The sequence below is a fragment of the Alteromonas sp. NFXS44 genome (assembly GCF_040148705.1).
In the GTDB taxonomy this organism is placed as follows: domain Bacteria; phylum Pseudomonadota; class Gammaproteobacteria; order Enterobacterales; family Alteromonadaceae; genus Alteromonas.
This window is the reverse complement of record NZ_JAGDEA010000001.1, coordinates 388,813-402,020: the sequence shown is the minus strand read 5'-3', so window position 1 is coordinate 402,020 and position 13,208 is coordinate 388,813. Positions and strand designations below refer to the sequence as shown.

Below are 13,208 nucleotides of genomic sequence, written 5' to 3'. Positions count from 1 at the left end.
AGATTACTCCCCGTCTGTGGCTAACCGGACCGACGCCGACATACCGGCGACCAGGCGGGTATTTTCCGGTACCTTATCCAGTTTAATGTCTACCGGTACACGCTGGGCCAGTCTCACCCAGTTAAAGGTTTGCTGCACTTCAGGAAGCAACTGGCTGTTTGTGGAGGTATTGGTGTCGGCAATAGCGTGGCCGATGCTGGATACTGTGCCCGACAACGCTTTGCCGCCGCTCATCAGGTGAATAGTGGCTTTCTGACCTTCATGAATAAGAGGAAGCTTTGTTTCTTCAAAATAACCGGTAACGTACAGGGTATTGTCAGCAACCACAGAAAGCACCGGTGTGCCCTGATTCACGTAGTTTCCTTCCCGGAGGGTCAGATTCACTACCCGCCCGCTCACCGGCGCAGTCACGGTTGCCCGTTCAAGATCGATTTCCGCACTGGCAAGCTGTGCCTTTGCTACATCCAGTGCAGCTTTGGCCATATCGGAACTGATCCGGCTGCTTTCCAGCTCCTCGGCACTGATACTGTTACGATCTCTGAGTTTTTCACGGCGGGTGAACTCATGCTGCGCAAGATCCAGCGCCAGTTGTTTACTGTGCACCTGCGCGTTTAACTCGTCTACCGCAGCCTGATAGCGTTTCACATCAACGCGGAATATCACATCGCCCTTTTGTACTTTCTGATTATCTTTCACCGGCATGGCTGTTACCCATCCGGACACATCAGGTGCAACAGTGATAATATCAGCCTGAACGCGGCCGTCCCGTGTCCAGGGCGAATAAAGGTAATGATCCCACACCCAGCGCCCGGAGAAGACAGCGACGGCGATAACCAGAAGTGTCACAATGATGCTCAGTACTTTTCCCATATTCAACCCGCCAACATCTTCACCGTCGCCGCGAGGTAGCAAATAAACAGAGCGACCTCGAACCAGGGTGGTTTCCACAATTTTTGATATAAACCGGTGGCATATAACCCGTAACGGGTTAATAACGAAAACAGAAAAGCCAGCGGAATCATCACCACCATCGGGCTGAAAAGCATGCCGCCAAGGGAAAGTTCGCTAAGCACTGTTACTCCGGAATATTTGCTATGTCCTTAATCTGATTATTAATTGTAGAGCAGAAAAGATCATTCGCCTATCGTGATTATCCGGTGGTTTGCAGCGGATTAATTTCTACGGTGATATGGTGCAAGTTCACCTGCTCTGCAATCAGCGCTTTAATGTCATCCGGCGTAACTGGCGAAGCTGTGGCTACTGACACCATTGCACAAAGGTGTTCACCGGATAATTTCCACACGTGGATATCGGTTACTGTTATATCAGAGCGTGCTGCAACACCCGCTTCCACCTTATGTTTAACGCCGTGACCGGGGGTTTTATCCAGCAAAATTGCGCTACTGTCACACAATAACTGGTACGCCCATTTTGCCACCACAACTGACCCCACAATGCCCATGAGCGCATCGGCCCATACCCAGCCAAAGTATTTACCGGCGAAAAGCGCCACAATGGCAAACACAGAGGTAAGGGTATCGGCCAGCACATGGAAGTACGCCGCACGCAGATTGTGATCGTGCCCATGACCATGCTCGTGCTCGTGCTCGTGCTCGTGGTCGTGGTCGTGGTCGTGGTCGTGGTCGTGGTCGTGGTCGTGGTCGTCATGATGATGAGCGTGACCATGATGGTAATGGTGGTGATGATGGTCATCGTGCAGCAGAAACGCGGAAATCACATTCACCACCAGCCCGACGATGGCAACCCCGATGGCTTCATTGAAATGAATACCCTGTGGCGCAAATAACCGTTCCGTTGACTCGACAATCATCATCAGCGCAACCGTGCCCAGCGCAATGGCACTGGCAAAGCCTCCCAACGTATTTACTTTGCCCGTACCAAAGGAATAGGCCTTATTGTCTTTGTGCTTTTTGGAATACCAGTAAACAAACATCGACACAGCAAACGCGGCAGAGTGAGTAAACATATGCCAGCCATCGGCCAGTAAAGCCATCGAACCGAACCAGGTCCCCCCCACAATTTCAAGCACCATCATCACAGTGGTGATCGCGAAAACAATGTTTACCTTCTTTTCTGATTCTTTTGTGTCAATCAGAAACTGGTGGGAATGGCCCCAGTGTGATTTTGCCTGTTCGGCATTGGTAATACCGGCATCCGGCACAGTTGTGTTTGTCATTTTATCATTCAATGTTTGAGCGCTTTCATATACTATACCCCGGTATACTTTATCGAACAACGGAGCCGGGAATGGCGCATATTGAAAAAGAGAAAAGCGCACTGCTGACACGTGTGCGCAAAATTAAAGGTCAGGCTGCCGCACTGGAAAAGTCACTGTCTGAAGAAACAGATTGTCTTGCGGTGCTTCAACAAGTGACGGCGATTCGCGGTGCAGTAAATGGATTAATGACGAAAATTCTGGAAACGCACATTCGTGAACATATTGGCGCGACAGACATTACCGATGAAGAGCGGGCGAAAGAAATCGACGATGTGGCGCAGATCTTAAAGTCTTATTTGAAATAGTCGGGTAATCTGAACACATCTGACAGAAAAAATTGGTGACCTTTGTGTTTAAACGCTTGTTGACCGTACTCTTCATTCTGACCGCAGCGCTGAGTAATACGACCCGCGCCGCAGAGCCTGTTCCGGTAATTTTTGACACCGACATTGGCAGCGATATCGATGACATGGTAGCGCTGTCGCTTATTTTAAAAAGTCCGGAATTAGATTTAAAGCTGGTAACCACGGCATCGGAAGATACCCGGTACCGGGCGCAGGTGGCCGCGAAATTTCTGACAAAAGCAGGAAGAACAGATATTCCTGTTGGAATGGGCGAGCGTTTTGAAGGCAAAGCTGAATTTCACAAGCCCTGGGTAGCTGACTTCGCACTGTCTGATTACCAGGGTGACATTATCGAAGACGGCGCCGGTGCTATTATTCAGTTGCTTAAGCAATCTTCAGATCCCGTTACCATTATTGTTGCCGGCCCTATGCATAATATTGCTGCCGTGCTGGAACGTGCGCCGGAACTGGCTGCAAAAATGCGTGTCGTGGGCATGCATGGCAGTATTTATAAAGGATACGGTGATGAGCCTTCTGCCGAGTACAACGTGCAAAACAATGTACCCGCCTTCCGGAAAGTGCTTCACGCGCCCTTACACAGTTTCACCATTACGCCCCTTGATACCTGCGGCGATATGATTTTTGACGGTGAACAATATCAGCAACTGAAAAACAGCACCGATAAACAGCTTGAGGTCATTTTTGAGAACTACCCCATCTGGGCTGGCCTCGTTACCTGGGAAAATGCTGATTATCTGGCATCCCGCAGTTCAGTCATGTACGACGCCGTTGCTGTATACCTTGCCCTCCCCGACCACAGCTGGCTACCCGCTGAGCCCATGTATTTATCTGTCACCAGAGAGGGATTTACTGTACCGACAGACAGTGGCCCGCAGGTTAAGGTCGCCTTAGAATGGGCCAACCGTGACGCATTTAAACAATGGTTCGTAGAAAGGATGCTGACTTCAGCTGATTAAATCATGCATCCAGTTCAGTGACGGCAGTTGTCTGTCTGGTTGATAAAACAAACGGTTCAGCCGTCCGAGCAGATTTACCGTTCTGCTGGGATCGTGATTTTTTACCCGCGACTCACTTTCTGTCAGCATGAACTCCCAGGGCTGCAAATTGATGCTCTCAATTTCTTCTGTGGTTACACCTAAGGATTGTAAGGTGGATAAAATCCGCTCTGTCTTACTTTCATTTACGGGGATGGCATCCTGACCGTACAAATCATTCAGCGGCGCATTTACGGCCTCAAGGGTATGATTGATGGCATTCCACACTGTGTCGTGATCGAATTTCCAGTCCCGTGGCGCGTAGTATCCCTCAATTTCCCACTCCAGTTCAGCATTGCTGACCGCGATAGAGCTTTCCGCTTCCGGTGAATAAGATAAATCAGGCCGGGCGCCGATATTGTAAGCATCAACACTGAGTGCTACACAAATCACCAAATCACCGCACACCGCTTTGTTCTGGTAAAGGGCTTCAAAGGCCGCCCGTTTTACCCCCATCCAGCCATGCACACGGGAAGGTTGTTCAACAAAGTCCCGCACATCATCGGGTAAGTCTTCGCCGTAGCGGTCAATTAATAAAGGTAACGGGCTTTGTTCCGGCGCTTCATCAGGCATCCAGACTTCATATTCCTGGCGGTTATCGCCTTTACCCCGGCTTTTAATGCCATAAGACAAGTTTACCGGCCGGCAAATACTGCGATCCTCATCCACCCGGTGAAAATACTCAGAGCGCATCCGTTTAATAAAGGGCGCATCCAGACCTGCCAGTGCAGCGGTAGGATAACGGTAGCCGATTTCACTGTGAGTAACCATGCTGAGCCCGGCAACCTGCTCTGCCAGTTTGGTTTTCACCCCTTTGAGGTGGTGTACGTTGGGCAATACGATGCTGCGTTCTGGCTCAATGGTAAGCCTGCGACCATCTTCAGTGACAAATTTAGGCGTTTTGTGAAACGCGTAATGGGTTAATCCAAGGGCCTGAACGGCCTGATCACGATACTGCGACATTTCGCTGAAAAGCGCAGAATGATTACGAATATGCTTGAACAACGGGCGATATAGCGTCATTAACTTCTTCCATGCAGCAACATTAACTTCAGTCTGCCACAAAAATGCGGTGTGGCGAATCCTTGTTTGCTACGAACGGTTACTCATATGGGGTTTACCCATAATGTAATTTTTCCGGAAATGACTGAAATACGCACTCAGGCTGGCCGCTGCCTGTGCTTCGCCCGCCAGTTTCAGGACTTCGATACCTACTTCTGCTGTGCATAGCTGAAAATCATGAGAAGCTTCGCGGAGGGCGTAATCTGACAGCGCTTCAGGCTGAATGCCCAGTACAGGAAAAGACTGCAAGTACGCACTTTTACGAAACATGCGGCCGGCTTCACGCCACGTACCATCAAGCATAATAAACAACGGGGTTTTACCTTCCTGCACAGGCACGTCATACAGCCGTCTTTCGGGTGCTGCATTCTCATGAGGAAAGATGATTACCGGCATGTAGCGTTCGTCATTTAACAGCGCCAGCAACGCTGGCTGAGGTTCTGTCCGCGACCAGGTAAAGGCAAAATTGTGCTTAGCCACATCCGCGATTAACCGGCCTGTATTCGACGGTTTGTAGCATTCACCTTTATACATCAGAAACAGAAAGGCACTTTCAGCCACAGGCTCCGGTACAGCATCACAAATACAGTGCACCGCCGGCAGCAGACAACCTTCGCAGCGTTTTACGCGACTACCCCGCGTTACAAAAGGCCGCGTTGATTTAGCCAGTTCCTGAATACGCAGTGCCAAAACTGAATTATGCAAAACCAAAATCACTGTTAAAAGGTAAGGCGCGCAGTTTACCCGACCAGCGCGCCGGTTACGATAAGCCATCATGGTAAAAATGCGGTATATTCAATCAGGTTTCCAGGCCTGCTTTTTCAAAAAGGAGTTATTTCATGTCGCACCCGGTTGTTGCGCAACTGCAAGCTGTGCTGAGCCCCGAACATATCGCTACAGATCCTGCCGCTACCGAACACTATCGTTCCGGCTGGCGTTCAGGGCAAGGTAAAGCACTGGCCGTGGTATTTCCGCAAACTCTGGTTGCACTCTGGCGCGTGCTGGAAGTGTGCGTAAACAATAACTGCATCATTATTATGCAGGCCGCAAAAACCGGACTGACGGAAGGCTCTACCCCGTCCGGCGACGATTACGACCGGGAAATCGTGGTGATAAATACTCTGGCCATGGATGATCTCATCATGCTTAAAGATGGCAAACAGGTCATCAGTTTCCCGGGCACCACCCTGCACAAGCTTGAAGATCAGTTAAAACCTCTTAAGCGCAGTCCCCATTCTGTTATCGGTTCATCCTGTCTGGGCGCATCCATTGTAGGCGGTGTAGCAAACAACTCAGGTGGCGCGCTGATTAAACGCGGCCCTGCCTACACCCAATATGCCTTGTATGCGCAGGTTAATGAACATGGCGAGCTACAACTGGTTAATCACCTTGGTATTGAATTGGGGTCAGAGCCTGAGGAGATCCTGACAAACCTGGAAAACGGCACATTTGATAAGACCAGTACTGACAACAGTAAGTATGCCAGCGCGCAGGATTACGCAGACATCATTCGTGATGTGGATGCCTCAACCCCCGCCCGCTACAACGCGGACCCGGGCAAACTCTTTGAGGCCAGTGGATGCGCCGGTAAGCTCGCGGTATTTGCAGTAAGACTGGATACCTTTGCCAAGCCCGAAAGAGAGCAAACCTTTTATATCGGCGTGAATGACCCGGCACTTCTGGCGAAGTTGCGCCGGCACATGCTGGCAGAGTTTACACACTTACCGGAAGTCGCAGAGTACATGCACCGTGATATTTTCGATGTCGCTAAAGACTACGGAAAAGACACCTTTCTGGCTGTTAAGCACGTGGGTACCGGCAGGCTGCCTAAAATGTTTGCAGCAAAGGGCCGCATCGATGCACTGCTGAACAAGCAGTCCAGGCTGCCTTCGTTTCTTTCAGACCGCATTATGCAATCTGCCGCCAGACTGTTTCCCAATCATCTGCCCGACAGTCTGATGCAGTACCGGAACCAGTATGAGCACCACCTCATTCTGAAGATGAGTGATGAGGGCATTGAAGAAGCAGACGCTTTTCTGAAATCATTTTTTGCCGCAGAACGTGGCGGCAACTTTCTGGTGTGTTCACCGGACGAAGCGTCTGCCGCATTCCTGCACCGGTTTGCCGCTGCAGGCGCTGCATTGCGCTATCAGTTACTGCATGAAAAAGAGGTGGGCGACATCCTCGCACTGGATATTGCGCTGCGCCGCAACGACATGGACTGGATAGAAACCTTACCGCCGGAGCTTGACGCAAGAATTGAGAAGAAACTCTATTACGGCCACTTTTTCTGCCATGTATTCCATCAGGACTACATTCTTAAAAAAGGCACTGAGGCAAAGCAGGTAAAAGCAGAGATGCTGGCCCTGCTCGATAACCGCGGAGCCAAATACCCGGCAGAACACAACGTGGGTCATTTATATGATGCAGAAGATACCCTGAAAGCCTTCTACCGCTCACTGGATCCGACCAATACGTTCAATCCCGGCATCGGCCATATGGAGAAAACGAAACGCAACTGTGCATGTTGTTAGGGAGACAGCCCTTTAGTTATAGCAGCGATGCGAGAAATTGTGTACAAGGCACAATATCCTGTTTAACGCTGGCTGCTTCCAATGCCTGCATGTACTCATCCCGTCGCTCAACCGGCACAATAGTCCATGGGTAACCACCAGATGCCATCATCAGATTCATGATAAATCTTCCCATTCTGCCATTACCATCAAAGTAAGGGTGGATATAGACGAAGATGAAGTGCCCCAGCACAACTCTGACTGCTGCATTTTCCTCCTCTGCAAGCAGGTCAAAAAGTGCCGGCATCATCTCGCGAACCGCTTCACGGCCGGGAGGGATGTGCATACTCTGGCGAATATAGACAGGACCTGAACGATATCCGGCAAGGTCCGCTTGTCTGACGATGCCCGCGGCCACACCTGGTCCAAACAAAGCAAGATACCAATCACTGTGGGCTTGTTCTAACAGGTTCCCCGGATTGTTACCTTCTAACACCGCTAATACTGCTTTTTTAACTTCCTGAAATGCATCCCAGTAGCCTTTAGCAGCCATGGCGTCCAAATGCTTTTTGTGCCCGTCAGAGTCATCAGCTCTCCAGTTGCCTGAGCGAACCAGTTCAATTAACTCACGAGTCACCCGATAACCTTCAATGGACAGCGAGTGGTAAGCATCAGAAACGTATTTTTCTTCCACTTCGGCCATATAGGTTTCTATCTTGATGGCTTTGCCTGAGGGTGATGGAAAATGCGCTATAACATTTTCACGCATTTGCGCCCACATTAACCGCATGCGATTAACATAGGGTGACATATCACGACGACCAAAACTCACCTGCACTTTCTCTGTAAACGGATCTTCTTCATGAGCTTTCAAATCGGCCGCTTGCATGCCCTTTAATATATTGTCAGCAATCAAATCCCGTCCAATATTTCTAAAAGCGCCTGCTAACCGCCCTGCAATCACACTGTGGTTTCCGGCAAGTAAAACCGACAATACGTCGGAAGAATCTGCCACTATCGACAGGGCTGTACGCATTTGAACGGGCGCATTTTTAAACTGGTTCGCGGAAGAATAGACAAGCGCTGCCGCCAGACTGTATACATTGAGCCCTGCAAGGTTTTCAATGTATTCCGCGGAGGGCAAATTCAATCTGACATCAAAAATTGAAGTGTTGTGAAGGAAGGTGGTGGGTTTGTTATTTCCTTTGGGTGAGCGCACGAGTAATTGTCCAGGCACAGTTCTGTCGCCGGTATGCAAACTTAGAGATTGTTCAGGCGACAGGCACCAGGATTGATCGAACCGTTCCGACAAATAGGCTCCGCAAAAATCCCAAAAAGAGGTATACCACGATGTACTGTCGCCTGGTTTTTCATCTGGCATTGCCGGAATGTACCAGCCCCGGATAACTTCGCGAATAAACCCGTGCTTCAGTAGCCGCTCCCGGTGCAACCTGCTGAGTTGCTTCGATTGAATAGCAACAACCCCTGACTCCTGAAGCTGCTGTAATTGCTCAAGGGAAACAGCCAGTTTTTGTGATATGTCATTCATACTCGCCCCATCAATAACACGTGAAATTCGTCCGCTGCCAAATATCACATCCAGGTTTTAGAGTTATATCACTTATAGGTTTTAATGTCTCACGACTTATAGGTTTTAATGTCTATATTGCAAGAGAGGTAGTGATGAGAAGAATAAGCAGACTTGTAGAAGTAAGTACGACAGATAAGCGCTATGTCGGAGAAATATAAATCAGGCCATCCCTGGGGATGGCCTGTTAAGACAGGACGAAAAACCCTAAATACGTATTAGTCAGAACTTATAAAGAAATGCGGTGTAGGCAAACTGAGAGTCATCAGGGTAATCACCCTGCTCAAGGGCATCACCTTTCATCAGGTAGGCACCGCCAAACTCAAGACGCAGTTCCGGCATGACCTGATAACGCCATCTGATTTCTAACTGGTTCCCCATGAAGTCCTCTTCGCCCTGCTCTACTTTGTGATACCACAGGGCTTTGTAACCCACCATGATGTTATGCTCACCACCGATTTTGGTTACGCTGCGTAACCCCGGCGCAATAATGTTGCTGCGCTGAAAGCCCTGATACACATCTGTTGGACCAAAATCAAAACGTCGTACACCATAAAGGCCGTCGAAGGCGTTAATCTCATCGTCCGCGCTGTCATTGTCGCCCGTCGCAAAATCAATTTCCGCCCGTAAAAAGGTGCTTTCTGTCACCTGCTGACCTAAATGGGCGTGCACCATCCACGCATTCACATCTAAATCGGTAATATCACTGGCTGATGAAGACGCCCTTGCAGTACCGGTTTGTCCGATCACTTCAATATTGCTTTTCCAGTTACCGGCAAAGCTTTCGGAGTAATCCACAGACAAGGTGTACAGATCACGATTTTTCGTCGCCAGTTCTTCAGAATCACTTTCTTTAAACCAGACATTCTGAATTTTCCATTTTTCATCCGGTGATACAGCGTATAAACCAAAGTATTTACGCTCACTGAAACTTTTATCGAAAGCTCGCTTGTTATCTTCTACCAATTGAGATTGGGTAGGAAAGCGACTTACCGGCAGGAAATAAAAACCGCGTACGTTCCAATCGCTCACAACGGTATCTATCATCACACCGTCGAATGTATTAATGGTATTACGGTACACACCTTTAGCCATTAAACGGCGACTGCCATGGTCGACAGCCATACGGCCAACGGTGATGGCTTTTACGTACTCGTTAAAATCTTTGTAGCGAACAAAGTACTGTAGCGGCTCCAGCGTATTCACCTGAGACGACTTTAAAGTGGGGTCGTTGTCGTCTAGAAATGCACGTGAATCCTGAATTTCCACAGTGGCATTCCAGTTACCGTAATTTGCCTCACCTTTTAACAATACCCGTGAAGAAATACGGTCGTTGGACTGAGTACGCTGGGCTTCTGTGGCCGGAAAAATGGGGTTTTTCAACGTTTCGTAACGCATTCTCCAGGAACCGCTGAAATCAAATTCAACATCCTGAGCGAGAGCCTGAGGAGTAAGTAAAGACCCCAACGCTGCGATAAGCGCTGGACGGATAAATTTACGCATTGACAGAACCTTAGTCCTTATTAATTGAGTGTTCCGGAAAGTCGAAATGCATCCGGACATTTGATTGGGTGCATTATAAATGGTGTGAATATGAGAAACCCTACACCTTTAGGGGATATCAGGTATGAAAATTCATAAAAGGTATAACCAGAGAAGTGCTGATTAACACAAAGTATAAGGAGAAAAGCTGCTACTGATTAGTCCAATAATTTATAATTCAGACCAGAAAAAACACTTTGTCAACTGTACCTTGCCAATCACCACAAAAGAAGGCGTTATGCTCAACTTCGAAAATATGACCGTTCGTCAAAAGCTGGCAGTACCACTCAGCTTTGTTGCTCTGCTTATTCTGGTAGTCAGTTTTATAAGCATATCTAACAGCCGCTCACTGGCGCACAACACTGAAACCCTGTCTGCCACATTCACAGAATCAATCAGTACGGCACTGAACGCAGACCGCGATTTGTATCAGGCGCACTCTGCGCTGCTGGACCTGATGCTGGCAGAAGAGCTGGGGATCAGTGGGGCAGCAAGCCTGATTGAAGACTACGAAGAGAATGCTCAGCAGGCTAACGACCGGATGGCAAAAGTGCTTTCACTCACAAAAGATTATCCTGACGTGGTTAGCCAGGCAAAGCAGTTCCGTCGGGATTTCGATAGCTGGATCCAGCTGAATCAACAGGTCATTACGCTAATTCGCCAGAAAAACGTGGGGCAAGCGGCTGCAATTTATCATCAGCAAGGGATGCCGCTGTTTGAAGCCTTGCGGGGCAATTACGACCGCATTGGCGAAGCAGTGAAAAATCAGTCGGACAAAATCACCCGTGACAGTCTTGCAGCCAGTAACCAGCAAACCGTGTATCTGATTATTGCCGTGGTACTGGCCGTTGTTGCCTGTGCGGTGAGTATTATTATCGGTCCGCGCCTTATTACCCGCCGCATTAATATGTTGCGCAATGTGCTTGATTCAATCAGTAAAGGCGAAGGTGATCTGACTCAGCGGTTAAGTACACATGGCCGCGATGAAATCACCGGTGTGGCACTGGCATTTAATGCGTTAATGGACAACCTTCAGCGGCTTATCAAGCTGATTAAAGCTGACGCTGTGTCACTGAAAGATGCGGAAACCTCTATGCGCACATCGTCAGACGATGTCAGACACATTTCCCATGAGCAACGTGACAACCTTGATCAGATTGCTACCGCAATTAACGAACTCAGCTATGCGCTGAAGGAAGTTGCCGACAATACTCAGGATGCGCTGAGCGATACCCGCACTGCCAATGAAGATGCAGCAGATAGCCAGGCAGCGGTGTCTACCTCCGCATCAACGGTATCCAAAACCTCGCAGGCGATCACTCATGCCAGCTCTGTGATTCAGAAGCTGGAAAAAGAAACACAACAAATTTCTTCCCTGCTGGATGTGATCAGCGGCATTTCTGAACAAACCAACCTGCTGGCACTGAACGCGGCAATTGAAGCGGCCAGAGCCGGTGAACAGGGTCGCGGTTTCGCTGTGGTTGCTGATGAAGTCCGCTCGCTGGCTAACCGTTCCCAGCAGGCCACCACAGACATTAATGAGATGCTGCTGAATCTTAACAAAGGGGTGTCTGAGGCTGTATCGGCTATTGAGTCCGGTTCGTCACAGATGGCAGAAGTGGTAGAGATTTCAGCATCGCTGAATGAAAAGCTGAATAAGGTATCGTCGTCGGTCACCGGTGCCAACGACCGTATCTATCTGATTGCCACCGCCACGGAAGAGCAAAGTCAGGTAGTGATGAACCTGAATGAAACCGTATCAGCGCTGAACACGCTGAGTCAGCAAGTTATCGCAACCGTTGAACAGGCCGGTGCCGCCAGTCAGCGGGTCAGTGATGTATCCCGCAATATCGACGGTAACGTGAACCGCTTTAAAGTTTAGGACTGAAACAGCCCTGTAACTTATCAATGAGTGTGACCAGCTGGCGGGCTTCGTCAGCGGTCATGCCCTGAAATTTACATAACATCTGTGCAGGTACAGCTTCTGCTGTGGTCTTCGCCGCCCTGCCCGCTTCTGTCAGCAAGACTTTCTTCACCCGCTTATCTTTTTCATCCTGCTTCACCGTAAGCAAGCCTTTCTGCTCCAGCTTTTTCAGAATTAACGACATGGCACCACCGTCTATCAGGGTTTTGTTGAGCAGGCCGGCAATCGTCACATCGTCCTGTTCCCACAAAGCCATCATCACCACGTATTGAGGATAGGTAATATCCAGCGCAGCCAAGAGCGGCCGGTACGCACGGGTAAATGCATTCGACAAAGTATAAAAACGGTGACAAAGCTGGTTTTCTAACTTCAGCGCTTCAGACATAACAGCCTCCGGAACAAGATACAAATATTTTGCATGCAAAACACTTGATCTGCAAACCTGATCTCTGTTAATTTATTTTGCATGCAAAGTATTTGATTGTATTACGACAACACTGAGGAGATCTTGATGCACAAATTAGATAACGTGATTTATACAGGTAAAGCCACGGTAACCGGTGGCCGCGAAGGTAAAGCAACCTCTGATGACGGCAACCTGTCTGTCACACTGACTACCCCGAAGGAGCTTGGCGGCGCGGGTGGTGAAGGGACTAACCCTGAGCAAATGTTCGCAGCCGGTTATGCTGCCTGCTACATCGGCGCACTGAAGCATGTAGCCGCTGCAGAGAAAGTGAAACTGGGCAAAGACATTTCAGTAAAAGGTGAAGTAGGTATTGGCCCGATTGAGGGCGGCTTTGCTATTGCTGTGAAGCTGATTGTTGACCTGGGAGAGCTTGATAAAGCGACTGCGCAAGCCATCGCAGACAAAGCACACCAGGTGTGCCCGTACTCCAATGCTACCCGTGGCAACATTGAAGTGGACATCACGGTAGTATAAT

Annotated in this window: 13 protein-coding genes; 5 read left to right on the top strand and 8 right to left on the bottom strand. The window is 49.1% G+C overall.

Annotated elements, in window-relative coordinates; genetic code table 11:
• Window positions 1-3: 3 nt before the first annotated feature.
• The 3 genes from J3369_RS01745 to dmeF all read right to left on the bottom strand — a co-directional run bounded on the left by J3369_RS01745 (window position 4) and on the right by dmeF (window position 2,197).
• On the bottom strand, window positions 4-870 hold the full coding sequence (locus tag J3369_RS01745; RefSeq protein WP_349583070.1) for an efflux RND transporter periplasmic adaptor subunit: 867 nt from the start codon (window positions 868-870) through the stop codon (window positions 4-6).
• Window positions 871-872: 2 nt separating this feature from the next.
• Entirely contained in the window at window positions 873-1,073 is a 201-nt protein-coding gene (locus tag J3369_RS01740; protein ID WP_303573455.1) for a DUF1656 domain-containing protein, read from the bottom strand.
• 77 nt (window positions 1,074-1,150) lie between these two features.
• Window positions 1,151-2,197, bottom strand: a complete 1,047-nt coding sequence (gene dmeF, locus J3369_RS01735) for a CDF family Co(II)/Ni(II) efflux transporter DmeF (RefSeq protein ID WP_349583066.1) — start codon at window positions 2,195-2,197, stop codon at window positions 1,151-1,153.
• A gap of 71 nt (window positions 2,198-2,268) precedes the next feature.
• On the opposite strand from dmeF, the gene J3369_RS01730 reads away from it, so the two are divergent.
• Entirely contained in the window at window positions 2,269-2,544 is a 276-nt protein-coding gene (locus J3369_RS01730; RefSeq protein WP_303573453.1) for a metal/formaldehyde-sensitive transcriptional repressor, read from the top strand.
• 35 nt (window positions 2,545-2,579) lie between these two features.
• Entirely contained in the window at window positions 2,580-3,560 is a 981-nt protein-coding gene (locus tag J3369_RS01725; RefSeq protein ID WP_349583063.1) for a nucleoside hydrolase, read from the top strand.
• Here J3369_RS01725 and J3369_RS01720 read toward each other — a convergent pair.
• Window positions 3,549-4,661: a hypothetical protein gene (locus J3369_RS01720; RefSeq protein WP_303573449.1), complete on the bottom strand. Its 1,113-nt coding sequence runs from the start codon at window positions 4,659-4,661 to the stop codon at window positions 3,549-3,551. The genes J3369_RS01725 and J3369_RS01720 overlap by 12 nt on opposite strands.
• Before the next feature lie 69 nt (window positions 4,662-4,730).
• Window positions 4,731-5,390 (bottom strand): tRNA-uridine aminocarboxypropyltransferase, encoded by a 660-nt coding sequence (locus J3369_RS01715; protein WP_502877401.1) that lies wholly within the window; start codon window positions 5,388-5,390, stop codon window positions 4,731-4,733.
• Between the two features lie 149 nt (window positions 5,391-5,539).
• Here J3369_RS01715 and dld point away from each other — a divergent pair, with 149 nt between their 5' ends.
• The gene (dld, locus tag J3369_RS01710; protein ID WP_349583059.1) at window positions 5,540-7,234 is read left to right on the top strand and encodes a D-lactate dehydrogenase; all 1,695 of its coding nucleotides are present in this window, start codon (window positions 5,540-5,542) and stop codon (window positions 7,232-7,234) included.
• A 16-nt stretch (window positions 7,235-7,250) separates the two neighbouring features.
• On the opposite strand, the gene J3369_RS01705 is transcribed toward dld, so the two are convergent.
• Window positions 7,251-8,810, bottom strand: a complete 1,560-nt coding sequence (locus J3369_RS01705) for a Fic family protein (RefSeq protein WP_349583057.1) — start codon at window positions 8,808-8,810, stop codon at window positions 7,251-7,253.
• Window positions 8,811-9,023: 213 nt separating this feature from the next.
• Window positions 9,024-10,304 carry an alginate export family protein gene (locus J3369_RS01700; protein WP_349583055.1) on the bottom strand — a complete coding sequence of 427 codons (1,281 nt, stop codon included), beginning with the start codon at window positions 10,302-10,304 and terminating at the stop codon, window positions 9,024-9,026.
• 277 nt (window positions 10,305-10,581) lie between these two features.
• Here J3369_RS01700 and J3369_RS01695 point away from each other — a divergent pair, with 277 nt between their 5' ends.
• Entirely contained in the window at window positions 10,582-12,225 is a 1,644-nt protein-coding gene (locus J3369_RS01695) for a methyl-accepting chemotaxis protein (protein WP_349583052.1), read from the top strand.
• Here the strand turns inward: J3369_RS01695 and J3369_RS01690 are convergent.
• Window positions 12,215-12,652, bottom strand: a complete 438-nt coding sequence (locus J3369_RS01690; protein ID WP_349583049.1) for a MarR family winged helix-turn-helix transcriptional regulator — start codon at window positions 12,650-12,652, stop codon at window positions 12,215-12,217. The genes J3369_RS01695 and J3369_RS01690 overlap by 11 nt on opposite strands.
• Before the next feature lie 126 nt (window positions 12,653-12,778).
• Here J3369_RS01690 and J3369_RS01685 point away from each other — a divergent pair, with 126 nt between their 5' ends.
• Window positions 12,779-13,207 carry an organic hydroperoxide resistance protein gene (locus tag J3369_RS01685; RefSeq protein ID WP_349583046.1) on the top strand — a complete coding sequence of 143 codons (429 nt, stop codon included), beginning with the start codon at window positions 12,779-12,781 and terminating at the stop codon, window positions 13,205-13,207.
• The last annotated feature ends 1 nt before the right edge of the window (window position 13,208 follow it).